The following is a 22,885-nucleotide window of genomic DNA, read 5'->3' as shown; positions in this document are numbered from 1 at the left end:
GCGGCGCCTCCGCAGATGCGAACGTGCGGTCAGCGCCACCAGGTGTCGTCGGGGGTCACCGGGAGGTGCCGCTTGTGCTGCGTGGCGAGGTATCGTGCCTCGATGCGACCGGCGACCTCGGGATCGACGGTGCGCCCCTCGAGGAAGTCGTCGATCTGCTCGTAGGTGAGACCGAGCTCGTCCTCGTCGGCACGACCGGGCTGGCCGTCGAGCAGGTCGGCGGTGGGCACCTTGAACGCGAGACGATCCGGAGCATCCAGGAACTGCAGGAGCGAGCGTCCCTGGCGCTTGGTGAGACCGGACAGCGGGAGGATGTCGGCCGCGCCGTCGCCGAACTTCGTGTAGAAGCCCGTGACCGCCTCGGCGGCGTGGTCGGTGCCGATCACGAGGAGCCCGTCGTGACCTGCGAGCGCGTACTGGGTGACCATGCGGACGCGTGCCTTGATGTTGCCGCGGTTGAAGTCGCTGATGTCGCTCGTGACCGCGAACTCGATGTCTTCCTCGACGCCGTCGACGCCGTTCTGGATGTTGACCTCGACGGAGGAGTCGGGCGCGATGAACTCCAGGGCGGCCTGGGCGTCATCGGCATCGTGCTGCACGCGGTAGGGCAGACGCACGGCGAGGAACTTCGCCTCGCCGCCCTCGGCGCGCACCCGCTCGACGGCGAGCTGGGCGAGGCGCCCGGCGAGCGTCGAGTCCTGCCCGCCCGAGATGCCGAGCACATAGCCCCTCGCTCCGGTCGTGTGCAGGTAGTCGGCGAGGAAACCGATGCGACGCTCGGTCTCGGCTTCAGGGTCGATCTGCGACCTGACACCGAGGTCCTCAGAGATCTGCTGCTGCAACGACATGTGATCCTCCGCTCGTTTCCTCGAATCAGTATCCCGCTTCCGTGTTACGTCGGGGTGACGTCGCGGCGTTCGGATGCTCCTGCCAGTCACGACCTGAGAGAATGGGGCAGTGAAACTCCTCGTCGCCGCGCTCGCATCCGAACTGTCCGCCTTCCCCGAGGAACTCGAGGGCTTCGACCGTCTCGTGACCGGCCCGGGCAAGCTGCAGGCGACGTACGCCCTGACGCGTGCGCTCGACGCCACCGTCTACGACGAGATCGTGGTCGTCGGCACGGCGGGCGCGATCGATCCCGACCTCGAAGCGACCGTCCACGAGGTCGGCACCGCGTTCCAGCACGACGTCACCGACCTCGACGGCGTCGCCGGCCAGCACGTGTCGCTGCCGGCGCGGGTCGCCACTGGGCGCGACGGCGTGCTGATCGCGACGGGCGACCACTTCGTCGAGGATGCCGAGGTCACCGCCGTGATCCGTCCTTCCGGAGCGGCACTGGTCGACATGGAGACCTACGCCTACATCTGGGTCGCACGACAGTTCGGCGTGCCCATCCGCGTGTTCCGCGCCGTGTCCGACCAGGCTGAAGACGGCGCATTGACCGACTGGCGCGAGGCGGTCGCCCGCTGCAGCGTGCAGCTTCGCGACTTCATCCGCGCCGAGTACGGCGTCTGAGGCGGCGGAGGCCGTCGGCGTTCGCGCGGCTCAGCGGGCCTCGATGATGCTCGGACCGTTCGGCAGCGCCCGCACCGTGAGCTGCGCCGGGATCTGCTCCTGCATGGCCTCGACATGGCTGATGACTCCGACCGTCCTGCCGCCCTGTCGCAGCTCGTCGAGCGTGCGCATGGCCACATCGAGCGTGTCACCATCGAGCGAGCCGAATCCCTCGTCGATGAACAGCGTGTCGAGGCGGATGCCGCCGGCCCGGGCCGTGACCACCTCGGCGAGACCGAGTGCGAGCGCGAGTGAGGTGAGGAACGTCTCACCGCCCGACAGCGACTGTGGCGGCCTGGTCTGGCCGGTGAAGGCATCGGAGACCACGATCCCGAGTCCGGATGCTGCCCCTCGAGCCGCGAGCGCGTCGGAGTGCTGCAGCTGGTAGCGGCCCGTCGACATGTCGTGCAGACGCCGGTTCGCCGCTTCGACGATCTCTTCGAGCTCAGCCGCGAGGACGAACGTCTCCAACGTCATCTTGCGGGTGTTGGCGCCTCGCCCGGCGATCGTGTCCGCGAGATTCTGCAGCACCTCGAACTCGGCGGCATCGGTGGCGGTGCGGGCATGCTCGGCGGTGGCGGAATCGATCAGTCCCCCGAGCCGTTCGGCCGTGCCCGCCGCTCGAGCCGCCGCGTCGACCGCGTCGGTCCAGATCGCTCGGGCGGCCTTCGAGGCCTCTTCGACGGGCGTGAGGTCGATCGGCTCCTCCGGCAGCGTCCGCAGCTCCAGATCGAACAGGATCGCCCGTTCCTTCTCCCGCTGCACGGCGTGCTCGGCGATCCGCGCATCCAGAGCTTCCTGCGTCGCCGCGGAGCGGAGGGCGTGTTCAGCGGCGGTCACATCGTCGAACGGCGAGTCGGCGATCGCCTCATCCCGCTCGGCCTCCGCCTCGGCCAGCGCCTGCGTCCTGCGCAGACGTTCTGCCATCGCCTGGGCGACCGCGCGGGCGGCGGAGATCCTGGTGGCCATGTCGTCGAGACGCTCGGCGACCGTGTCGAAGGAGCCGCGCGCCTCGGCGATCAGCGTGTGGGCCTCCGTGCTCCGCTGCTGCAGCAGAGCGTGCTGCTCCCGCGCCCGAGCGAGCGCCGCCATGCCCTCGGTCTTCTCGGCCTCGAGCTGATCGACCCGGGCGACGAGGCCGCTCAGTTGCACGTCGAGCACCGTCAGCTCATCGGCTGCGGCCAGGCTGAGCGCGTGGGCTGCGGCGGCTGCTTCGTACTCCGTCTCGGCCTGGTCGACGCTCCGCCCGTCCGCGCGGGCGGAGACAGCAGCGAGTTCAGCCCGCAGGCTCGAAGACGCCGCGGAGAGTTCACGCTCCCGCTGCGCCGCGACGTCGCGGGCCTTCTCCGCTTCAGCGATGTCGTCGGGCGAGACGGGATCGGCGTGCGTGGCCGGAGCCGGATGCTCGAGTGAGCCACAGACCGGACACGGATGCTCGGGGCGCAGGCTCGACGCGAGCTCGCCGGACATCCCGTCGATGCGGCGCTGCCGCAGCTGTGCGAGGTTCGTCTGCGCGGCGGCGTGCACAGCAGTGGCGTCGGCGAGTTCGAGCTCGGTCGAGGCCTGCGTCTTCTGCAGCCGCTCCGCCTCGCGAGCCGCCGTGCGTCGAGCGCCTGCCTCTTCCTGGGCCGCTCGGGCATCGCCCACGCGGTCGGCCAGACGACGTTTCTCGTCGCGTTCCGCTGTCAGCGCGGCGATCGCGGCGGGGAGGGCGGCGCGTTCCGCTTCCCCGGCTTCGAGGTGCGCGGTCGCCGCCGCAACGGCCTCGTCGGCGGACTGCAGCTCGGCCTCGAGCGCCGGCGCCTGGCCCTCGAGCTCCCGCGCGCGCTCCCAGGAACCGCTTTCCCTGGTGCGCGCAGCAACCCAGCCGTCGAGGTCGCCATCGACGGTGACCTCGAACGCGTCCCACACCGCCCGTGACCGCTGCTCGTCTTCGGCCGCCACGGTGACCGCCGCCTGCGCTCGGGCTGCGGCAGTGATCGTCGACCGCACCGCCTCGGCGGCACGCGCGGCTGAGAGCTCGGCGCGGGCCTCGTCGATCGACGGCGCATCGGCATCCAGTCGCTCGAGCGCTGTCCGGGCGCGATCACGTTCCCCCTGGGCATGCTTCTCTTCGCGAGCGGTGGCGAGCGCCGCATCGGCATCGGCCGCACGCTTCTCCGCCTCCACCTGCTCCGAGGCGCGGCGCTCCGCCCGATAGTCGGCACGCGCCCTCGCTCGTCGGAGTGCCTCGAGACGCCCTTCGATCGACGGGGGGCCGGACACCGCCGCGTCCTCGGTCGGCGCTGTCACGTCGTCGGAGAGCCCGCTCGTGATCACGAGCTGCTCGGCCTCGTCGATACGCGCATTCACCGTCGCGAGCCGAGCGCCGAGTGTCTGTTCCGCCTCCCGGCGCCGCTCGTCGAACCGTGCCTGCACGTCTTCGAACCGCTGCGTTCCGAACAGCCGCCGCAGCAGTGCCTGGCGGTCTCTGCTGCCCGCGAGCAGGAACTCCGAGAATCGGTTCTGCGCGAGGAGGATCACCTGGAGGAACTGCTCGCGGCTGAGCTGGAGGATCTCATCGAGCTCGCCTGCGACATCGACGGCGCGAGCGGCGCGACCCACCCAGCCGGCATCGGTCCACTCGTCGAGGGCGACGGCCGAGGCCTGCTTGGTCATGCCGCCGCCACGTTTGGCGGGACGCAGGTACTCCGGTGAACGGGTCACACGGAAACGGCCCGCCGGAGTGCTGAACTCGACCACCACCTCCGACGGATCGTCGGGCTCGCAGTGATCGCTGCGCAGCCGCTTCTCACCGCCGTCGTAACGCGGCACCCCGCCGTAGAGTCCGAAGCACACGGCGTCGAGGATGCTCGATTTACCTGCCCCCGTGCGGCCGGCGATGAGGAAGATGCCGTCATCGGCGAACGCGTCGAAATCGACGACCTGCCGCGAACGGAAGGGACCGAAGCCCTCGACCTCCAGGCGATGGAGACGCATCTAGACGAGTGCCTCCGCGCGCACGCGCTCATCGAGCACCGCACGGATCAGCTCGTGCTCGACCTCGGTGGGCCCGTGACCTGCCCGCACATGCTCGAGGAACGCCTCGATGCGGTCGGCGTCGGTGACGGCGGAGCGCAGCCGCTGCACGTACGACTTCTCCTCCACCTCTGCGACAGCTGCGGGCTGGTGCTGAACCATCGCGCAGTGGGGATAGCTCTCTCGCAGACGCCGCATCGGCTCGGACTGCGGCACCGCATCCGTGTAGACGGCGCAGACCCAGTCGTCGGCGTGTGCGGCGACGGTGTCGGCTGCGAGGATCTCTTCGAGCGAGCCCGTGAGCGTGACGAGCCGACGCGGAACCGGCAGGTCGAGCCACTCGACCGCGGCGAGGCCGTCGGCATCGAGGTCGACGAGCCAGGATCCGCGCGGCTTGTCCTGCTCGCCGAAGCTGTAGTGCAGCGGAGCACCCGCGTACCGGACGCGCTCGCTGATCTGCTGGCGCCCGTGGATGTGCCCGAGCGCGACGTAATCGGGGCCGTCGAAGACGCTCAGCGGCACGACGTCGAGTCCGCCCTGACGCACCTCGCGTTCGAGCCCGACGGTCGCGTCGACGCCGGCCGCGAAGCAGTGCGCGATCGCCACTGAACGTCCCTCGTGCTCGCGCATGCCGGCGCGGACCAGATCCATCGCATGGGCCATGGTCTGCGCCTGCGTGCGCAGCTGCCGCCCCGAACTGTCACCCTCGGGCCAGTGCTGACGGACGATCGCCGGTTCGAGGTAGGGGATTCCGAAGAAGTGAACAGGCCCCTCGGGGTCGGCGATGGTGACCGGCACGCCGACCGCGAGCGGATCTGTCAGCACGTGGATGCCCTCGCGGAGCAGCCGGGCCTGGAAACCGAGTCGCGCGGCCGAGTCGTGGTTGCCGCTCGTGACGATGACGCGGGCGCCCGTCTCGTGCAGTGACACCAGCGCATCGCCGAGCAGCGTGTACGCGGCGCCCGACGGCGTCGCGGAGTCGAAGACGTCGCCCGCGACGACGACGACGTCGACTGCGTTCTCGCGAACCTGCTCCGTGAGCGCGCCGAGCACCTCGGCCAGCGCGTCCATGGTCGAGTTGCCATGGAACGTCCGGCCGATGTGCCAGTCGGAGGTGTGCAGGATTCGCATACTCACACGGTACGAACACCCTCGGACATTACGTCCGAGGCGTGCCGCGGCATCCGTTCCCGGGGCGGGAATCGGGCGATCTACGCCGGGACGGATGCCGCGACCACGGCTCAGTGCGCGGCGAGGGCCCGCTCGCCCTGCGTGGGCATCAGCTCCTCCTTGGTGCCGCGCACCAGGAACATCGCGATCACGGAGGCGGCGACCATGAAGATCGCGGCGGCGATGAACGTCCAGCCGTATGCGTCGGTCAACTGCGACGGCGTGACGTCGGCCTGAGCGTGCCCGCCCACGGAAGCCGCGTACACGGCGGTGAACACCGACAGCCCGATCGATCCGCCGATCTGCATCGCCGAGTTCGCCATGGCGGACGCGACGCCGGCATCGTGCGGGGCCACCCCCGACAGCGCCAGGTTCTGCAGCGGGATGAAGATGAAAGCCATGCCGACACCGAGCACCACCAGCGCAGGGGCGACCTGCAGGAGGTACGCGCCGTCCGGCGTGATCCCCGAGAGGTAGACCATCCCCGCCGCGGCGAGCAGCGGTCCGACGATGAGCATCGGCCGCGGTCCGATCACCGGCAGCAGCCGGGTCGCGATCGGGGCGATGATCATGGTCGCGATCGGCAGGGGCAGCGTGGCGAGTCCTGCCGGGAACGCCCCCATCCCGAGCACGAACTGCAGGTGGAACGTGAGGTACATCGTGGCGCCGATCATGATGGCGCCGGCGACACCCTGGATGAGAAACGCGCCGCCCCGGACGCGGTCGGCCACGATCCGCAACGGCAGCAGCGGCTGCGCGACCCGGCTCTCGATCCAGACGAAGACCGCGAGCAGGACGACACCGAGCGCCAGGAACGTGATCGTCAGTGGATCGCCCCAGCCGTGCTCGGCGAGGCTGAACCCGTAGACGAGGGCCCCGAGCCCGAGGGTCACCGTGATGGTCCCCCAGACGTCGTACCGGTTCTCACCCTCGGCCTTGCTCTCGGTGAGGAAGAGGGCGCCGCCGATGAGCCCGACCACGACGAAGAAGATGTTCACGAAGAGGCACCAGCGCCAGTCGGCGAACTCGGTCAGCAGCCCGCCGAGCAGGAGGCCGACCGCTGCCCCCGTTCCCGCGACGGTGCCGAACACGGCGAAGGCGGTGTTGCGCTCACGGCCGGAGGGGAACGTCACCGTCAGCAGCGCCAGTGCCGCCGGTGCGAGCAGCGCCGCGAAGACGCCCTGGAGTCCGCGCGCGAGGATGAGCTCCCACCCCTGCTGCGCGAATCCGCCGTACAGCGATGCCGCGCCGAATCCGATCATGCCGATCATGAAGATGCGCTTGCGGCCGATGTAGTCGGCGAGGCGTCCGCCGAAGAGGAGGAGCGCACCGAACGCGAGGGCGTAAGCCGTGACGACCCACTGCCGCTGTCCGTCGGTGAGACCGAGAGCGGCCTGTGCACGCGGCAGCGCGATGCTCACGATGGTGCCGTCGAGCACCACGACGAGCTGGGTGAGGGAGATGACGATGAGTGCCCACCACCGGGAATGTGGACGGGCGCGCAGGGATGAAGACATGGAAAAACCTCCGGTGTCTGATGAGGATGCCGGAGGTTTCGAGCCTCGGATCAGCGCGCCTCTCGGCGCCTGACCACCTCAGCCAACGGGGCTGAGCAGAACTCCATTCTATCGCATGATGTTCGAGGAGGAAGCGGAAGGTCCCCTGACCCACCCTCGTCGCGACGATCGGCACGCGGTGATGCGAGATGCGCTGTGCACCTTCACCTGTGCGGCGTGCGGGGCTGCGCGATGCGATATCAGGGCTGCCCTCCGCCCGACAGGTGCCGGCTTGCCCCGCCGGCTGAGGGTTGTGCCCGCTTCGTCGTGACTACCGACTTCCGCTCTCCTCCTCGAGGTCGTTCGACCAGTTCGCCTGCTGGATCCGGTTATCGAGCTCCCGCAGCTCCTGCGCGACGGCGTCGGCCCTCGATCGCAGCTGCGCGACCGGCAGCGCCGAGACCTGCCGCAGCTCCGACCGCATCTGGCGCAGGTACTGGTCGTTGGATCCGGATGCCGCGGCGGCCGCATCCGTCAGCACGGAGTGGCGCAGACGCAGCACGTCGCGGGCGGCGAGCGCATCCGTCATCGTGCCGTCCGCGCCGAGATCGAGTCGTGCGTTGGTCGCGTTGATGCGACGGATCAGATCGCGCAGCTGGGTCAGTGCGGCGTCCGCTTCGACGATGAGGGCCGCGGCATCCTCAGCCGGCTCCTCCCCCTCCTGGAAGCGGGCGTTCGCGACGATGCGGGCACGCAGCTGCTCGATGCGGCGCTGCAGATCGGCTCGTGCGGTGAGGGCCTCAGCGAGTTTCATGGGCCCATCCTCGCAGCAGGCGGCTGTAACACGGCGTCATACAGCAGGCGAGTCAGCGCGAGCGCAGCAGCGGGGCGTGCTCGGGGTTCGCTACGAACCAGTCCGCGACGTACCAGCAGACGGCGTCGACCTTGCGGTCTCCGCGCTCCTCGATGTCGGCGACGGCCCCCTCGACGACCTTTCCGGCATAGCCGTTGCCGCGGAAAGTCGGGACCGTGAAGGCTCGCGTCAGGGCGATCGTGTGTCCGTCGTCGCGGTAGTCGAGAACGCTCACGAGCTTTCCGTCGCGCATGAGCGTGTAGCGCGACGCATCCTTCTCGTCGGTCAGGATGAAACCGCCGACAGTGTGCGAGATCGTCATCCGCACAACGTTACGCCCGCTCACGGACGCCCGGGCGTTTTGACATGAGCGGTCATGATCGGACATAATCCCCCCATGACCACCAACGCAAGCCCTTTGTCCGCCCAGGAGGCGAACAGGACTGCCGGGATGATGATGCCCGGTCGCGTTGGCATGTGTTGCCGAATGTGTCGCTGAACGAACAGCCACCCCGCCTGACCTGACGCCTCGCCATCTGCGAGGTCAGAGTCACCGAGCATCCACCCTTTGCTCGCTTCCCGGCTCCGCCGGTCATTCATGCAACGCATCAGAGCCCCGCTCGATCCGGGCTCACGTCCTGAGGACTCATCATCATGTCGAACACCGCACTTCTCGAGCGTCCCGCCACCACCGCCGCGATCCGCACGCAGCCGGACGCCGCTGCTCCCCTGGCCGCCGCCGGAGCCGATCTGCCCGCCGTCCGCTCGCCCCGCGGCTTCGCCCTCTACGTCGGACTCGACGAGATCAAGGCAGCCGAAGCCGGAGTGAGCCTCCCCCTCCTCGTCGACGCACTGCGCCGCACTCTCGCCGAGCTCGCACCGGGCGCCGAGACGCACGCCACGGTCGCCCTCGCTCCCCATGGCTCCGGAGGCCGCGACCTCGACGTCGTCCGCCTCGCCCTGCAGGAGCCGGGTGCCATCGCCCGCACCAAGGCCGCCGCCGAAGAGGAGACCGTGGAAGAGGAGACCGGCGTGACCGTCGACATCTCCCGCAAGCGCGTGCTCATCGACGGAGAGTCCGCGGCCTTCACCTACAAGGAGTTCGAGCTGCTGCAGTACCTGGTGCTCCGTGAGGGACGCACGATCGAGCGCAGCGAGCTGGTCTCCGCGCTCTGGCAGGCACAGGATGACGAGACGCCCGGCGAGCGCACGATCGACGTGCACGTCCGCCGCCTTCGCGCCAAGCTCGGCCGCTACGAGGACATCGTCCGGACCGTGCGCGGCATCGGGTACCGGTTCGACCGCCACGCCGACGTCGTCATCCGCTACGGCCACGGCACCCCCTCGCCCGACCGCTTCTGAGTCACCCCGGGTCGGTGTCAGGACCGGCGCGTAGGGTGGGCGCATGACCCTGATCGAGCACCCTGCAGCGGCCGACGCCGCGTCCGCGGATGCTCGATGGGAGACCGTCTACCGGCCGCCGCATCCGCTCGATCTTCGACGCACCGTCGGCATGCTCCGCCGCGGCGGCACCGATCCGACGATGATCGTCGACGGCGGCGTCATCTGGCGTGCCGTGCGCACGCCGCTCGGCCCCGCGACACTCGCCCTGCGCATGTCCGGCAACGAGGTCAGGGGCTCGGCCTGGGGTTCCGGAGCCGAGCACGCTCTCGAGGGCGTTCCCGCACTCTGCGGCGCATACGACGAGCCCGGCGACTTCGACGCGTCGCTGCATCCGCTCATCGCAGAGTCCGCCCGGCGCACCCCCGGACTGCGGCTCGCCCGCACCGACGCGGTGTTCGATGCTCTCGCCTGCGCGATCATCGAGCAGAAAGTCACCGGCATGCAGGCCTTCGGCGCCTGGCGCTGGCTCGTCTCCCGCTTCGGCGAGCGTGCGCCCGGCCCCACGCCGCGACCGATGTTCGTCGCGCCGACCGCCGAGCAGTGGTACCGCATCCCCTCGTGGGCCTGGCACCGCGCCGGCGTCGAGCCCCCGCAGTCCCGCACCATCGTGCGCGCAGCCGAGCGCGGTGACCGCATCGCCCGTGCCGTGAGCGCGGCCACGACCGGCGCCGACCGCGACCGCGTGCTCACCAGCCTCCCGGGAGTCGGCGTCTGGACCTCGGCGGAGACCCGCATCCGCGCGCTGGGTGATCCCGATGCCGTCAGCGTCGGCGACTACCACCTGGCGCACGAGGTAGGACATGCGCTCACCGGGAAGCGCACCGACGACGACGGGATGCTCGAGCTCCTCGAGCCCTGGGCGGGTCAGCGGCAGCGTGTCATCCGTCTCATCTTCGCCAGCGGGGTTCAGGAACCGCGCCGCGGACCCCGTCTCGCCCCCGAGGACCATCGCGGTCGCTGACTCCGTCCGCCTATGCTGGGGCCATGTCCCGTTCTGCGCTACGCATCTCCATCACCGTCGGCCTGCTCGTCGTCGGAGTCGTCGTCGGGTTGATCTTCCAGAACGTCTGGCTCGGTGTGCTCCTCGCCGCCATCGTGTGGCTGGGATGGTTCCTCGGCTACGAGTCGCGTCGTGGCAACAACGCCGGCGTCAACGACGAGGATCACGGCATCGAGCTCTGAGGCCCCTGGCACCGTATCGTCCGCTCAGTAGTAGACGGCGAGCGGCCCCGACGGACCGTCGACGACGCGCACCGGGGTGTCGAACACCCGGGTGAGCACCTCGTCGGTCATGATCTCGGCCGGGGACCCGAACTCCACCACCGCTCCGTCTTTCATGGCGCAGATGTGGTCGGAGTAGTGCCCGGCGAAGTTGATGTCGTGCAGCACGATGACGATCGTGCGTCCGAGTTCCTCCGCAGCCCGGCGCAGGTGTTTCATCATCTGCACCGCGTGCCGCATGTCGAGGTTGTTCAGCGGCTCGTCCAACAGCACGAACTCGGTGTCCTGCGCTAAGACCATCGCGACGTAGGCGCGCTGGCGTTGCCCGCCGGAGAGCTCGTCGAGATAGCGCCCTTCGAGCGGTCCGAGATCGAGGAAGTCGATCGCCTGGCTGATGATCTCCTCGTCCGCCCGGGTCAGCCGCCCCTTCGAGTGCGGGAAGCGTCCGAAGCCGACCAGCTGCCGCACTGTGAGCCGGGTGACGAAGTGGTTCTCCTGCCGCAGGATCGACACGACCTTCGCGAGGTCCTTCGACTTGGTGGAGGCGACGTCGAGCCCGGCGATCTCGATCGCACCGGCGTCCATGCCGTTCAAGCGACCCATCATCGTCAGCAGCGTCGACTTGCCGGCGCCGTTCGGTCCGATGAGCGCGGTGATGCCACCGGCGGGGATCTCGAGGTCGACGGGGCCGATCGCGACCTCGCTGCTGTAGTCACGGCGGACGCCGTCGAGTGCGATCACAGTCGGCCCTTTCTGAGGATGACGATGAGGAACACGGTGCCGCCGACGAGCTCGATCAGGATCGACACCATCCCCTGCGCGTAGAAGACGTTCTTCATCACGAAGTACGCGCCCGCGAGGATCGTGAAGGCCGTGAGCACCGCGACGGGGAAGATGAGCCGATGGTCGTGCGTGTCGGCGAACTGATACGCGAGGGTCGCCACCAGGAATCCGAGGAACGTCATCGGGCCGACGAGCGCGGTCGAGGTCGCCATCAGCACGGCCACCAGGAAGAGCACGAGGAAGAGCTCGCGGCGATGGTCGACGCCGAGGGAGCGCGCGGCATCCGGCCCCAAGGCCATCAGGTTCAGCCGACGGGATCGCAGCCACAACAGTGCGGATGCCGCGACGACGAGCGGGATCGCCAACGGGAGGTACGAGGGATCGGCGTTGGACACGTTGCCGAACAGCCGGGCGGCGAGCACGTCGAACTCGCTCGGGGTGAGCAGTCGCTGCATGAACGTGGCGATCGCGCCCAGCCCCCCGCCGATCACGATGCCCACCAGGAGCATGATCTGCAGGTTCCCGTATCGACCGGACAGCAGCCAGCCGTAGAGCGCGACCGCGAGCCCGACCATGATCGCGACCTGGATCGCGAACTGGCCGACCCCCTGGATCGCCACGAGCCCGGCCACCCCGAACAGGTACACGGTCGAGGTCTGCACGACGCGGTAGAGCGACTCGAAGCCCATGATCGACGGCGTGATGATGCGGTTGTTGGTGACCGTCTGGAAGCTCACGGTGGCGATGGCCTGCGCGACCGCGACGAGCGCCATCACCGTCACATCGATCGCGCGATGCTGGGCGATGCGCCAGAACCCCGTCGAGCCGACGGGCATGGGGTTCCCCCACGCGAGGAGGCCGAATCCGGATCCCGCGGCCAGGACGATGAGGATGCCCAGCACGATCAGGTAACGCCGACGCGCACGCGGGGTCGTGAACGAGCCGGCCGAGCGCGTCGCCGGGGTCGTCGTCAGCTGCTCCCCCACGCCGCTAACCACGTCGACGCTGCCTCAGCAGAAGTAGCACGAACACCACGGCCCCGACGACGCCGAGGATCAGCGACACCGGTACCTCGAACGGCATAATGATCGTGCGCCCGATGATGTCGCACACCGTGACGATCGCGATGCCGAGCAGGCACACCCAGGGCAGGTTGCTGCGCAGGTCGTCGCCGCGCACCATCGAGACGATGTTGGGCACGATCAGTCCGAGGAAGGGCAGGTTGCCGACGACGACCGTGACCACGCCCGTGGTGATCGCGATGAGGACGGTGCCGAGCAGGATGATCCGGTTGTAGTTCACGCCGACGTTCGTGGCCACCTCTTCGCCGAGTCCGGCGATGGTCAGCCGATCGGCGACGAGGAAGACGATCACACCGATGATCGCCACGATCCACAGCATCTCGTACTGGCCGCGCATCACCGAGGTGAAGCTGCCGGCGAACCACACGCCCAGGATCTGCAGCGAGTTGGTCGCCAGTGCGAGATACGTCGACAGGGCGCCGACGACCGCGCCGAGCATGATGCCGACGATCGGGACGATGAGCGAGGACTTGAGGGCGACGCGGCGCAGGAAGGCGAAGAACACCATCGTGCCGACGAACGCCGCGAGCACTGCCCCCGCCATCCGTAACGGGAGCGACGGCTGCGGGACGAGGATCATGACCATGAGGAGTCCGAGCCCCGCCCACTCGGTGGTTCCGGTCGTCGTCGGCTCGACGAAACGGTTCTGGGTGAGCAGCTGCATCACGAGGCCTGCCATCGCCATCGCCGCGCCCGAGAGGACGAGGGCGATCGTGCGGGGCACGCGCGTGATCTGGAACATCTCCGCGCCGTCGTCGGCTCCGGCGATGTCGTACACGCCGGTGAACAGCGAGATGACGAGGAGAACGACGACGACGAGCACGCCGATGAGCAGCGTGCCGTCGAAGAGCCGCCCGGTGTACCGGGGCGGCGGGGTGATGTCGGTGGAGACCATGATGACGGTGCGGCGGCACCCGAATCATCCGGATGCCGCCGCGTTGCCTCAGTTCTTCGCGGCCTCGAGGGCGTCGGCGAAGTCCTCGAGGAACGTCGTGTACGTCTGGATTCCCTCGTTCAAGTAGGTGTCGGTGGGCATGTAGACGATCTGCTCGTCCTTCACCGCCGTGACACCGGCGAGCGCCTCGGAGTTCTCCAGGATCTCGGCCGCCTGCACGTAGTCGGGGGTCTCCGCAGCGAACACGGCGTCGCGGTCGAGCACGAGGATCCAGTCGGGGTTCGAAGCCGCGATCGCCTCGACCGAGATGTCGTCGCCCTGGTGATCGTCGGTCGCGTCCTCGACCTCGAGCGCCGGCGTGAGTCCGAGGATGTCGTAGATCGGGCCGAGCGAGCGGCCGACGGTCGGGGCGAGGTACCCGATCTCACCGCCGGAGGTGTTCACAGCCATGACGGTGTCGGCGTCATCGTAGGCGGCCTGGGCGCGCTCGACGGCGGCGTCGAAGTCATCCACCAGCTTCTGCGCCTCGTCCTGCTTGCCGAAGATCTCGCCCAGCGCGGTGACCTGGCGCTTGAGCTCCTCGTCGAAGGGCTCGCCTTCACGCGGCTCGAGGTCGATGATCGTGGCTTCGGGCACGAGATCGGCGATGGCCGCGTTGTGCTGGGTGAAGCGCTGACCGCTGATGATGAGGTCGGGTTCGACCGCGACGACGGCCTCGAGGTCGGGTTCGCTGTGCAGTCCGATGTCGACGATGCCGTCGTCCTTCACGTACGACACGGTCTCGGGCATGAGCGCGACGGCGCCGGCCGAGAGCTCGACTCCCCAGTCGGAGAGCGTCTGGAAAGTGCGGTTGTCGAGGGCGACGACGGAGGCCGGAGGGGTCGCGATCTCGTGCGTGCCGGTGTTGTCCTCGATCGTGACGGATGCCGCCGCAGGTTCGTCCTTCGCAGGTTCCGCCGTGCTGCCGGAAGCGCAGCCGGCGAGGGCGAGGAGGCCGACGAGCGCGACGCTCGTGGCGGTGAGGGTTCTGGGCACGGACATGGAGAGACTCCTGTTCTGCGGGATCTGTGCGCACACGGTGGCGCTGGGAGGTCGAGGTTAGGGTGCCCTTCCCTCGACATATTTAGGTTAGCCTTACTTCATGAGCGATACGAAATCCGGCTTCTCGATCGAGCGTCGCGGCCTCGAGCTGCGCTTCCGCACCGTGACTCTGAGCGCCCGCGAATGGCTGGCTCCGGACTTCGTGCGGGTGCGACTCACCGGCTCCGACCTCGCCGGCTTCGAGTCGCTGGGTTCCGACGACCACATGCGGCTGTTCTTCCCGGCAGGGCCGGTCGGCTCCGTCGAGGAGCTGCGCGCGTCTCCGAGCCGTGAGTACACGCCGCTGGACTGGGGCGACGACTGGCTCGACGTCGAGTTCGCCGTGCACGGCGATCAGGGTGTCGCGGCGCCGTGGGCGGCGACCGCGCCGCTCGGTTCATCCATCGGCGTCGGTGGCCCCCGCGGGTCGGCCGTGCTGGTCGGCGAGCCCGGTGGATGGCTGCTCGTCGGCGACGAGACGGCGATCCCCGCGATCCGCCGCTTTGCCGCGCTGATCCCCGAGGGAACCCCGGCACGCATCGTGGTGGAAACCGTCAATCAGGGCCGCGAGTTCGACATCGAAGCGCCGGTCGAGGTCGAGTGGCTGCACCGCGGCGATGCTCCTTCCGGCTCCGCGCTCATCGCCTTCCTCGAGCGCCTGACCGCCGAAGATGCCGTGGGCTCCGACCCGTTCGTCTTCATCGCCGCCGAGCAGTCGATCGTCAAGCCGGGTCGGGCACTCCTCGGCCGGTGGGGCGTCGACACCGCGAACGCCGTTGTGAAGGGCTACTGGAAGCGCGGCGAAGCGGAGTACCACGCACCGCACTGAGCCCGTTCCGGCTCCGTGGCCTCCACTGTCGGTGGGAGGCCGTACGGTGGTGCGTACGGTCGTTTGGCACCGTTTCGGAAGAGGAGTGCTCATGAAAGGTGACCGCCTGCAGCAGTGTGCGCGCGACCGCGCCGAGGAACTGCCGGGGGCTCGACTCGAGCATCCTTTCGGGCCCGAATGGGACGTGTTCAAGGTGCGCGACAAGGTGTTCATGCTGCTCACATCGGCCACGGGCGAGGCCATGGTGACCCTCAAGGCGGCGCCCGAAGACGGCGACGCGCTCCGCCGCCAGTTCGATGACATCATCCCCGGCTATCACATGAACAAGAAGCACTGGATCTCGCTCCGCCCCGGCGGCAAGCTGCCCCAGGACCTCGTCCGGGAGCTGGTGACCGAGTCGTACCTCCTCGTCGTGGAGAACCTCCCTCGTCGCCAACGGCCCGTCGACCCCGCCACATTCGGGAAGATCGCTCCCTGACGCCGTGGGGCGTTTCTGGAAGACTGGGCCGCATGGCACTTCTGGATCATCTGGGCATCACCGTCGACGACCTCGAGCGCGGCCGAGCGCAGTTCCATCCGGTCCTCACCGCCCTGGGCTATCAGAGCGGCGGCGAAGACGACCATTCGATCTCGTGGCACAACGGCGAAGAGACCGAGATCATCCTGTACACCTGGGACGAGGACTCCGCCCCGCACCGGCACGGCAAGGTCGGCTGGCAGCACATCGCCTTCGCCGTTCCGACGCGCGACGAGGTCGAACGCCTGCACGCGATCGCGTTGGATGCGGGCTGGACCGCCGTGCGTGACCCCAAGGAGTATCCCCGCTACTCCGAGCGCTACTACGCCTCATTCGTCGAGGACGCCGACGGCATCCGCATCGAATTCATGTACAACCCGCCGCGCGAGACGGCTTGACTCCCGGGCGTGTCGCCCCCTAATGTGGCAAAGCTGTGCCGATCGGCCCAGCACGCCAGCCGAGGAGTCGACGGATGACCGCCCAGCGGAACCTTCCCATCGGAGCGGTGTTGCAGCTTCAGTCGAAGCGCAATGACCGCAACGAGTCGTACCCTCCGGCGCGCGCCGTGTGACAGCATCCGCTCTCGCAACGCCCCGCACCGTCAGGTCCGGGGCGTTTTCCGTTCGGAGAGCACCCTGACCTGTGGCTGACCACCACCACATGGAAAGGAATCATGGAGAGGCTCTCCGCACGGCTGCTGTCGTGGGCGTCGCTGATCGACGAGAAGACACTCGCTCAGGCGCACACCACGGCCCGCATGCCGTTCATCCACCCGCACCTGGCGCTGATGCCGGATGCGCACCTCGGCAAGGGGGCGACGGTCGGCTCGGTCATCCCGACGCTCGGCGCGATCATCCCCGCAGCCGTCGGCGTCGACATCGGCTGCGGCATGATCGCCGTCCGCACCCAGTTCACGAGGAGCGAACTGGAAGGTCGTGACCTCGCCGAGCTTCGGGAGCAGATCGAACGCGCCATCCCGCTGTCGGCCGGCCGATACAACCGCAAGGTCGTCGCGACCGCCGAGCCGCGCATCGCCGAGCTCGAGCAGCTCGCCGAGAACAACGGCTTCGACCCCGCGAGCTACGCCGGCAACTGGCGCCTGCAGCTGGGCACGCTCGGTTCGGGCAACCACTTCATCGAGGTGTCGGTCGACGAGCTCGACCGGGTGTGGCTGTTCCTGCACTCGGGCTCCCGAGGCGTCGGCAACAGGATCGCCGGGCACCACATCTCGGTGGCCCAGAAGCTGGCGAAGCGATGGTGGATCGACCTCCCCGACCCCGACCTGGCGTACCTGGTCGAGGGCACCGAGGAGTTCACCCGGTACATCCGGGAGCTGCGGTGGGCACAGCACTTCGCCCTGCTGAACCGGGAGGAGATGATGGACCGGGTCATCCGGCAAGTGTCCGAGTTCCTCGGCACCGCGGTCGACGAGCAGGAGCGCATCAACTGCCACCACAACTTCACCGAGTCGGAGAAGCATTACGGCAAGCAGGTGTGGGTGTCGCGGAAGGGCGCGATCCAGGCGGACGCCGGTCGGCCGGGGCTCATCCCCGGATCGATGGGCACTGCCTCCTACGTGGTCGAGGGGCTCGGCGACCCGCAGTCGCTGAACTCCTCGCCGCACGGCGCGGGTCGGGAGTACTCCCGGTCGGCCGCGAGGCGGACGTTCACGCACGACCAGCTGCGGGAGGCGATGACGGGCATCGAGTTCCGCGACACGGACGCCTTCGTCGATGAGATCCCGCAGGCGTACAAGCCGATCGATCGGGTGATGGCGGATGCCGCGAGCCTGGTGTCGATCCGGCACACGCTGCGGCAGCTCGTCAACGTGAAGGGCGATTGAGAAAAGGAGCCGGGCGGCGGGGAGCCCGCTGCCCGGCTCCGGCCGCATCCTCGTCGCCCTCGTCAGAGCGGCTCGACTACTCCTCCCCGGGCACGCTCGAAACGTCTTGTCCCCACCTCCCGGGTCACCGATATCTTCGCTGCCCGCGGCCTGGCAAGCTTGCCGAATCGATGCGACGATGACGGGGTGGGATTCATGAATGACGCGCAGATCTGGACCCTGATCGGAGCGTTCAGCGCGCTGATGTTCAGCACCCTCACCGTGGTCTCGACCCTGTTCATCCATGTCGTCCGCAGTGAGATCGGCGGGCTCCGCAACGAGATGAATGCCCGCTTCGACGCCGTGGACGCGCGGTTCGACGCCGTCAACACGCGCATCGACGGTGTCGACGGCGACGTGCAGGCCATCGTGAAGCGGACGTTCGGTCTCGATCGGGAATGATCAGAACCGACGTCAGACGACCGGGGCGACCTCCGCGTCGACGGACCGGTCGGTGAACGCGGCCTTCGGCACGAATACGAGGATGACGGCTGCGACAAGTGCGGTGACACCGCAGACGATCCAGACGGTGAAGTACCCCGCCAGCGAACCGGCCGTCCCCTCGGTCGCGCCGGCGGTCGTGGCGACACCGTGCAGCAGCGCGATGCCGAAAACGCACGAGGCGATCGCCCCGCCCACGGTCTTCACCGAGTTGGTGAGCCCCGTCGCGACACCGGTCTGCGTGGCGGGCGCGGCCGATGCGGCGGCAGCGGGAAGAGCGGCGACCAGCGCGCCGGAACCGAGGCCCACGACGACCATGTTCGTGATGACCTGACCATAGGTGTCATGGAACGGCAGGAACAACAGGAAGCCGAGCCCCACCAGCACCGAAGCGCCCATCAGCGTGACCCGTGGAGTCGCCCATCGTGCGATGGTCGGGAACAGGAGCGCACCCGCGATCATCGCCACGAGGTACACGCCGATGATGAGCGAGGTCGCGAACCCGCTCGTGCCGAGACCGTAACCGTAGACCGACGGATCGGTCCGCGCGAACGTCGACAGCGGCGCCTGAGCACCGAGCACGCTGACTCCGAAGAGCCCTGCGGTGAGGAACACCGGTCCGAGCGCGGGTGAGCGGAACATGCGCACGTCGATGAGCGGGTCGTCGCAGCGCAGCTCCCAGAGCACGAACGGGATCACCAGCAGCACACCGAAGACGACCACGGCCCAGGACCACGGATTCACGAGACCGCCCTCGAGGCGGAGCAGGCTGAGTCCGCCGGTGAAACAGACGAGGGCCAGGGAGATCAGCACGAGGCCGACCGTGTCGAAGATGCCGCCGGTCGGCTCGGGAGATTCCTTGACCCCGAACAGGATCACGAAGAAGCACACCACGATGAGCACAGCCGGAACCAGGAGGACGACCGTGAGGGGCAGGACGTCGATCAGCGCGCCGCCCACGAGAGCGCCGATGATCGCACCACCTTCGAGGGCCGCGACCAGGAGGCCGGCCGCCTTGGCCGTGATCGAGGAGCGTCCTTCCATGCGACGCGACCGTGACCAGATCAGGGCGATCTCGAGCGGGAGCCAGACGACGTAGAAACCCATGAGCGCCCAGGCCGCGAGGAACACGCCGAAGGAGTCCGTGAACGGCAGCACCAGAGCCGCCGCCGCGGTGACGGCCGTCGAGATCAGCAGCATCCGCTTGTGGCCGACCATGTCGCCGAGCTTCGCGAACGCCGGGACGACGAGCGCCGACAGCATGAGCTGCGCGCCCTCGAGCCAGTTCACGTCGGCGTCGTGGATGCCGAGGTGCCGGGCGATGTCGCTGAGCATGGGCGTGTAGTAGCCCTGCAGCACACCACTCGTGAACTCCACGAACGCGAGGAAGCCGACGACGACGGCGAGGGTGCCCAGAGTGCGGGTGCGCGTCATCGCGTCTCCTGCTTCTTGTTCGGGTACTCCCACTCGAGGCGGGAGGAGGGTGAGATCACCCTAGCCGTTCGAGAAGCGCGCGATGGAATCGCTCTCCGCGCTCCAGCGCCGCGATCTCGACGCTCTCGTCGACGCCGTGGATCGAGGCGCGCTGCGCGTTCGACATGTCCAACGGAGCGAAGCGGTAGACCGCCGGCGAGAAGCGGTGGAAGTGCCGGGAGTCGGTGGCGGCCATCATCACGTAGGGCACCGCGGGCACCCCGGGATGCGAGACCTCGAGCGCGGCCGCAAGCAGCGCGAACTGCGCGTTGTCGGTGGGCGATTCCGGCGAGGGCTCGCTGGCCTCGACCACCTCGACGGACACGAGCGGATCGCGGATGCGGCGGCGCACCCGGAACACGGTCTGCTGCGTCGTCTCCCCCAGCGCGATGCGGAGGTTGACGGTCGCGGACGCCTGCGAGGGCAGCACGTTGGCCGCAGTCCCTCCGGACTGCATCGTCGGGGCGACGGTCGTGCGCACGAGTGCCGCCGGTTCACCGCCGAGCGCCGCGAACACCTGCCCGGTCAGCAGCGGCGCCGATCCGAGCAACCGCAGCAGGTGGCGGGCCGGCCCCGGCGTCTGCGCCGCCAGCTGCGACAGCATCCGCAGAACCGCTTTCGAGGCGCGAGGGCGGAAGGTGGCGGGTCCGAGACGGTCGACGGCCCTCCCGATGCGTCGCACAGCGGTGAGTGACGGCGGAGCCGAGGCATGACCGCCCTCGCCGCGCGCCGACAACCGGAGCGTCATCACGCCCTTCTCGCCGACGCCGATCATCGCCGCCCGACCGGGGACGAACGGCAGAGGCGCGTCGACGACGGCACCGCCCTCATCGACCACGAGCCAGGGCACGACGCCGCGTTCGCGCAGGACCCGGGCGATCTCCTCCGCCGCCTTCCCGTAGGTCTCCTCGTTGCCGCCGAACGAGAGATACACGTCGCGGGGCGGAACGAATCCGTCGGCGAGCAGATTCTCGACCGCTTCGAGCACGACGATGAGCGGACCCTTGTCGTCCAAGGCGCCGCGGCCGAACACCGAACCGTCGGCGATCACGCCGTCGAAGGGCGGATGGGTCCAGGCGTCGCTCTCATCGACCGGGACGACGTCGTAGTGCGCCATCAGCACGACCGGTCCACCCGATGCCGCGCCCGTGCCCTCCCAGTGGAACAGCAGCCCGAAGTCGGTGTGCCGTTCGAGGCGCAGCTTCGCGTGCGTCAGGGGATAGAGCTCGGCGATCAGTGCGACGAACTCCTCGAACGGCGCGGCACCGCGCTCGTCGAGCTCAGCCGAGACCGTCGGGATCCGGATCATCTGCGAAAGCCGCTCGGCGATGCCGGGGCGCACGGTCGATGTGGTCACAGTCGCCATCGTACCGAGCGCCCCGGCTCCGCCTGCATCCACCCGGACACAGTGCCGCCCGGCGTCGCTTACGCGTAGTGCCAGAGCACCGTCATGCGCGCCGGACGCGTCTCGTCCCACGGAAGCACATGCCAGATCTCCCGCGGCGGCCCCACCCTGGTCGCCTTCTGCTCGTCGATCCACTCGCAGCCGCGATCGTAGGCGGCGAGGATCGCGGGGAACGCCGTGTCGTCGCCTTCGACCGTGACGGCGACGGCCGCACCGCCGCCGAGTCGATGGCTCCGGATGCCCTCCGGGGTGTCCCGGATGACGCGGTCGACCGGAAGGCACACCTCGATGGGGCCGTCGCTGTCGGCGGTGATCGGGGCGTGGAAGATGCCGAACGCGTCGGAGGGGACGGTGAGACCGCGCTCGGCCGCCAGTGCACTCAACCGCTCGTGCGCCTCGCGGATGCGTTCGTCGAGCTCGCCGACGTACGTCGTGACGAGCAGGCTGAGCACCGCCTGCTCGGGGCGGATGTCGGTCGTGAGGGACTTCGTGTTCATCGGTGATCCTCTGAAATGGCCACGCGCCTGATCGAGGAGCGTGGCGGTCGAGGCTGCGGACGTTCGGACCTGATCCCGGAATGCATCCAGAGCCGCGACCGCGTCGCGGTCGGGCAGCGCGATCACCTCCTGGATCGCATCGAGGCTCATGCCCGCCGTCCGCAGCAGGGAGATGAGCCGTCCCGTCCTCGCCTGCTCGATCCGATAGAAGCGGTACCCGTTGTCCGGGTCCACCGCATGCGGCACCAGGAGCCCGCGCTTCTCGTAGAGGCGCAGGGCCTTCGGCGAGAGCAGAGCGGCCTCGGAGAAGGGACCGATGCTGAGGAGGTCGATGGAGTGGCTCACAGGGTTCACGATGCTCTATGCCCTCGGGACAAGGTCAAGCGGTCACCCGCTCCGGGGAATCGTAGCGAGCAATTTCCGCCGATGTCTCACATTTCGCGCACCTGTCCGGTCAGCCATGGAGAAGGATGTACCGAGAAGACGAAGGAGCACGCATGAGAATCGCCGTCGCAGGAGGAACCGGGACCGTAGGCCGGCACACCGTGGAGGCGGTGCGGGCCGCAGGACATGAGGCGGTCGTTCTCAGCCGGTCGCAGGGAGTCGACCTGGTGACCGGGCAGGGCCTGGATGCTGCCCTGGCCGGTGCGGACGCGGTGATCGACGTGGCGAGCATCCAGACGCTCAAGGCGAGCGCGGCGATCGAGTTCTTCACCGCCGCGACCGGGAACCTGCTGTCGGCGGCAGCGGATGCAGGGGTTTCGCACGCCGTGCTGCTGTCGATCGTCGGGATCGATCGCATCCCCTACGACTACTACGCGGGAAAGGTCGCGCAGGAGAAGGTCGTCGAGGCCTCACGCGTGCCGTGGACGATCCTCCGCGCGACGCAGTTCCATGAGTTCGCGGGCCAGATGTTCGAGAACGCGAAGGTGGGGCCGCTGCACCTCGCCCCGAACGCGCGGACGCAGCCCGTGGCTGCCGCCGAAGTGGGCGAGCGCCTCGCTGCCCTCGCCGCAGCGGAGCCGCAGGGCCGCGTGCGCGACTTCGCCGGCCCGCGCGAGGAGAGCCTCGCGACCATGATCCGCGCCTTCGCCCGCCGCGAGGGATACCGCGGGTGGATTCCGGCTGTGAACGTGCCGGGCCCCCAGATGGCGGGGATGCGCGCGGGGCATGCGCTGCCCGGCCCCGGTGCGGACCTGGGTGTCCAGACGTTCGACGAGTGGCTCGCGTCCTAGCTCCGGGAACAGGCCGGCACGGTCGTCGGTTGCATCCGGGAGAAGCATCG

At 68.9% G+C, this 22,885-nt stretch carries 23 protein-coding genes; 10 read left to right on the top strand and 13 right to left on the bottom strand.

Going from position 1 to position 22,885, the window contains the following annotated elements:
• Positions 1–29: 29 nt before the first annotated feature.
• Complete coding sequence (nadE, locus tag OC372_RS12865) at positions 30–848, bottom strand: ammonia-dependent NAD(+) synthetase (protein ID WP_262002299.1); 819 nt, start codon at positions 846–848, stop codon at positions 30–32.
• A 109-nt stretch (positions 849–957) separates the two neighbouring features.
• Here nadE and OC372_RS12860 point away from each other — a divergent pair, with 109 nt between their 5' ends.
• Entirely contained in the window at positions 958–1,515 is a 558-nt protein-coding gene (locus tag OC372_RS12860; protein WP_262002298.1) for a nucleoside phosphorylase, read from the top strand.
• Positions 1,516–1,545: 30 nt separating this feature from the next.
• On the opposite strand, the gene OC372_RS12855 is transcribed toward OC372_RS12860, so the two are convergent.
• The 5 genes from OC372_RS12855 to OC372_RS12835 all read right to left on the bottom strand — a co-directional run bounded on the left by OC372_RS12855 (position 1,546) and on the right by OC372_RS12835 (position 8,413).
• Positions 1,546–4,533 (bottom strand): AAA family ATPase, encoded by a 2,988-nt coding sequence (locus tag OC372_RS12855; RefSeq protein ID WP_262002297.1) that lies wholly within the window; start codon positions 4,531–4,533, stop codon positions 1,546–1,548.
• Positions 4,534–5,703, bottom strand: coding sequence for an exonuclease SbcCD subunit D (locus tag OC372_RS12850; RefSeq protein WP_105711133.1), 1,170 nt, complete (start codon positions 5,701–5,703; stop codon positions 4,534–4,536). It lies immediately after the preceding gene.
• 110 nt (positions 5,704–5,813) lie between these two features.
• A complete protein-coding gene (locus OC372_RS12845) occupies positions 5,814–7,259 on the bottom strand; it encodes an MFS transporter (RefSeq protein WP_262002296.1) in 1,446 nt (481 codons plus the stop codon).
• Between the two features lie 310 nt (positions 7,260–7,569).
• Entirely contained in the window at positions 7,570–8,052 is a 483-nt protein-coding gene (locus OC372_RS12840) for a DIP1984 family protein (RefSeq protein WP_105711131.1), read from the bottom strand.
• Between the two features lie 52 nt (positions 8,053–8,104).
• A complete protein-coding gene (locus OC372_RS12835) occupies positions 8,105–8,413 on the bottom strand; it encodes a GNAT family N-acetyltransferase (protein WP_262002295.1) in 309 nt (102 codons plus the stop codon).
• A 332-nt stretch (positions 8,414–8,745) separates the two neighbouring features.
• Here OC372_RS12835 and OC372_RS12830 point away from each other — a divergent pair, with 332 nt between their 5' ends.
• Genes OC372_RS12830 through OC372_RS12820 form a run of 3 tightly spaced genes read left to right on the top strand, consistent with a single transcriptional unit; the run spans position 8,746 to position 10,677 of the window.
• Positions 8,746–9,453 carry a winged helix-turn-helix domain-containing protein gene (locus tag OC372_RS12830; RefSeq protein WP_105711130.1) on the top strand — a complete coding sequence of 236 codons (708 nt, stop codon included), beginning with the start codon at positions 8,746–8,748 and terminating at the stop codon, positions 9,451–9,453.
• A gap of 43 nt (positions 9,454–9,496) precedes the next feature.
• Complete coding sequence (locus OC372_RS12825; protein ID WP_105711129.1) at positions 9,497–10,456, top strand: DNA-3-methyladenine glycosylase family protein; 960 nt, start codon at positions 9,497–9,499, stop codon at positions 10,454–10,456.
• Between the two features lie 23 nt (positions 10,457–10,479).
• Complete coding sequence (locus OC372_RS12820) at positions 10,480–10,677, top strand: hypothetical protein (RefSeq protein WP_105711128.1); 198 nt, start codon at positions 10,480–10,482, stop codon at positions 10,675–10,677.
• A 24-nt stretch (positions 10,678–10,701) separates the two neighbouring features.
• Here OC372_RS12820 and OC372_RS12815 read toward each other — a convergent pair whose 3' ends face one another.
• The 4 genes from OC372_RS12815 to OC372_RS12800 are packed head-to-tail and all read right to left on the bottom strand — an operon-like array spanning position 10,702 to position 14,517.
• The gene (locus OC372_RS12815) at positions 10,702–11,457 is read right to left on the bottom strand and encodes an ABC transporter ATP-binding protein (RefSeq protein WP_105711127.1); all 756 of its coding nucleotides are present in this window, start codon (positions 11,455–11,457) and stop codon (positions 10,702–10,704) included.
• On the bottom strand, positions 11,454–12,497 hold the full coding sequence (locus OC372_RS12810) for an iron chelate uptake ABC transporter family permease subunit (protein ID WP_258134185.1): 1,044 nt from the start codon (positions 12,495–12,497) through the stop codon (positions 11,454–11,456). The genes OC372_RS12815 and OC372_RS12810 overlap by 4 nt, the downstream gene beginning before the upstream one ends.
• Positions 12,490–13,476: an ABC transporter permease gene (locus OC372_RS12805; protein WP_105711125.1), complete on the bottom strand. Its 987-nt coding sequence runs from the start codon at positions 13,474–13,476 to the stop codon at positions 12,490–12,492. Before OC372_RS12805 ends, OC372_RS12810 begins: the two co-directional genes overlap by 8 nt.
• Before the next feature lie 48 nt (positions 13,477–13,524).
• On the bottom strand, positions 13,525–14,517 hold the full coding sequence (locus OC372_RS12800; protein ID WP_105711124.1) for a siderophore ABC transporter substrate-binding protein: 993 nt from the start codon (positions 14,515–14,517) through the stop codon (positions 13,525–13,527).
• A gap of 100 nt (positions 14,518–14,617) precedes the next feature.
• On the opposite strand from OC372_RS12800, the gene OC372_RS12795 reads away from it, so the two are divergent.
• From OC372_RS12795 to OC372_RS12775, 5 genes are all read left to right on the top strand, one after another.
• Positions 14,618–15,385, top strand: coding sequence for a siderophore-interacting protein (locus tag OC372_RS12795; protein WP_091035461.1), 768 nt, complete (start codon positions 14,618–14,620; stop codon positions 15,383–15,385).
• A gap of 91 nt (positions 15,386–15,476) precedes the next feature.
• Entirely contained in the window at positions 15,477–15,863 is a 387-nt protein-coding gene (locus OC372_RS12790) for an MmcQ/YjbR family DNA-binding protein (RefSeq protein WP_105711123.1), read from the top strand.
• 32 nt (positions 15,864–15,895) lie between these two features.
• Positions 15,896–16,300 (top strand): VOC family protein, encoded by a 405-nt coding sequence (locus tag OC372_RS12785; protein WP_105711122.1) that lies wholly within the window; start codon positions 15,896–15,898, stop codon positions 16,298–16,300.
• Between the two features lie 275 nt (positions 16,301–16,575).
• Positions 16,576–17,745 carry an RtcB family protein gene (locus OC372_RS12780; RefSeq protein WP_262002294.1) on the top strand — a complete coding sequence of 390 codons (1,170 nt, stop codon included), beginning with the start codon at positions 16,576–16,578 and terminating at the stop codon, positions 17,743–17,745.
• Positions 17,746–17,940: 195 nt separating this feature from the next.
• Complete coding sequence (locus OC372_RS12775; protein ID WP_262002293.1) at positions 17,941–18,186, top strand: hypothetical protein; 246 nt, start codon at positions 17,941–17,943, stop codon at positions 18,184–18,186.
• Between the two features lie 12 nt (positions 18,187–18,198).
• On the opposite strand, the gene OC372_RS12770 is transcribed toward OC372_RS12775, so the two are convergent.
• From OC372_RS12770 to OC372_RS12760, 3 genes are all read right to left on the bottom strand, one after another.
• Complete coding sequence (locus tag OC372_RS12770; RefSeq protein WP_262002292.1) at positions 18,199–19,659, bottom strand: MFS transporter; 1,461 nt, start codon at positions 19,657–19,659, stop codon at positions 18,199–18,201.
• 55 nt (positions 19,660–19,714) lie between these two features.
• Positions 19,715–21,055 carry a M20/M25/M40 family metallo-hydrolase gene (locus OC372_RS12765; protein WP_262002291.1) on the bottom strand — a complete coding sequence of 447 codons (1,341 nt, stop codon included), beginning with the start codon at positions 21,053–21,055 and terminating at the stop codon, positions 19,715–19,717.
• A gap of 68 nt (positions 21,056–21,123) precedes the next feature.
• A complete protein-coding gene (locus OC372_RS12760; RefSeq protein WP_181156296.1) occupies positions 21,124–21,945 on the bottom strand; it encodes a MerR family transcriptional regulator in 822 nt (273 codons plus the stop codon).
• 152 nt (positions 21,946–22,097) lie between these two features.
• Between OC372_RS12760 and OC372_RS12755 the strand changes: the two genes are divergently transcribed.
• On the top strand, positions 22,098–22,835 hold the full coding sequence (locus OC372_RS12755) for an SDR family oxidoreductase (RefSeq protein WP_262002290.1): 738 nt from the start codon (positions 22,098–22,100) through the stop codon (positions 22,833–22,835).
• Positions 22,836–22,885 lie beyond the last annotated feature (50 nt).

The sequence above is a fragment of the Microbacterium sp. Mcb102 genome (assembly GCF_024519805.1).
Lineage (GTDB): Bacteria > Actinomycetota > Actinomycetes > Actinomycetales > Microbacteriaceae > Microbacterium.
This window is presented reverse-complemented; position numbering and strand designations above follow the sequence as displayed.

Excerpts from the sequence above, each read along its gene's own strand:
- nadE (WP_262002299.1), bottom strand. The coding sequence starts at position 848 with ATGTCGTTGCAGCAGCAGATCTCTGAGGACCTCGGTGTCAGGTCGCAG.
- OC372_RS12855 (WP_262002297.1), bottom strand. The coding sequence starts at position 4,533 with ATGCGTCTCCATCGCCTGGAGGTCGAGGGCTTCGGTCCCTTCCGTTCG.
- OC372_RS12850 (WP_105711133.1), bottom strand. The coding sequence starts at position 5,703 with ATGCGAATCCTGCACACCTCCGACTGGCACATCGGCCGGACGTTCCAT.
- OC372_RS12845 (WP_262002296.1), bottom strand. The coding sequence starts at position 7,259 with ATGTCTTCATCCCTGCGCGCCCGTCCACATTCCCGGTGGTGGGCACTC.
- OC372_RS12840 (WP_105711131.1), bottom strand. The coding sequence starts at position 8,052 with ATGAAACTCGCTGAGGCCCTCACCGCACGAGCCGATCTGCAGCGCCGC.
- OC372_RS12835 (WP_262002295.1), bottom strand. The coding sequence starts at position 8,413 with ATGACGATCTCGCACACTGTCGGCGGTTTCATCCTGACCGACGAGAAG.
- OC372_RS12830 (WP_105711130.1), top strand. The coding sequence starts at position 8,746 with ATGTCGAACACCGCACTTCTCGAGCGTCCCGCCACCACCGCCGCGATC.
- OC372_RS12825 (WP_105711129.1), top strand. The coding sequence starts at position 9,497 with ATGACCCTGATCGAGCACCCTGCAGCGGCCGACGCCGCGTCCGCGGAT.
- OC372_RS12820 (WP_105711128.1), top strand. The coding sequence starts at position 10,480 with ATGTCCCGTTCTGCGCTACGCATCTCCATCACCGTCGGCCTGCTCGTC.
- OC372_RS12805 (WP_105711125.1), bottom strand. The coding sequence starts at position 13,476 with ATGGTCTCCACCGACATCACCCCGCCGCCCCGGTACACCGGGCGGCTC.
- OC372_RS12800 (WP_105711124.1), bottom strand. The coding sequence starts at position 14,517 with ATGTCCGTGCCCAGAACCCTCACCGCCACGAGCGTCGCGCTCGTCGGC.
- OC372_RS12795 (WP_091035461.1), top strand. The coding sequence starts at position 14,618 with ATGAGCGATACGAAATCCGGCTTCTCGATCGAGCGTCGCGGCCTCGAG.
- OC372_RS12790 (WP_105711123.1), top strand. The coding sequence starts at position 15,477 with ATGAAAGGTGACCGCCTGCAGCAGTGTGCGCGCGACCGCGCCGAGGAA.
- OC372_RS12785 (WP_105711122.1), top strand. The coding sequence starts at position 15,896 with ATGGCACTTCTGGATCATCTGGGCATCACCGTCGACGACCTCGAGCGC.
- OC372_RS12780 (WP_262002294.1), top strand. The coding sequence starts at position 16,576 with ATGGAGAGGCTCTCCGCACGGCTGCTGTCGTGGGCGTCGCTGATCGAC.
- OC372_RS12775 (WP_262002293.1), top strand. The coding sequence starts at position 17,941 with ATGAATGACGCGCAGATCTGGACCCTGATCGGAGCGTTCAGCGCGCTG.
- OC372_RS12770 (WP_262002292.1), bottom strand. The coding sequence starts at position 19,659 with ATGACGCGCACCCGCACTCTGGGCACCCTCGCCGTCGTCGTCGGCTTC.
- OC372_RS12755 (WP_262002290.1), top strand. The coding sequence starts at position 22,098 with ATGAGAATCGCCGTCGCAGGAGGAACCGGGACCGTAGGCCGGCACACC.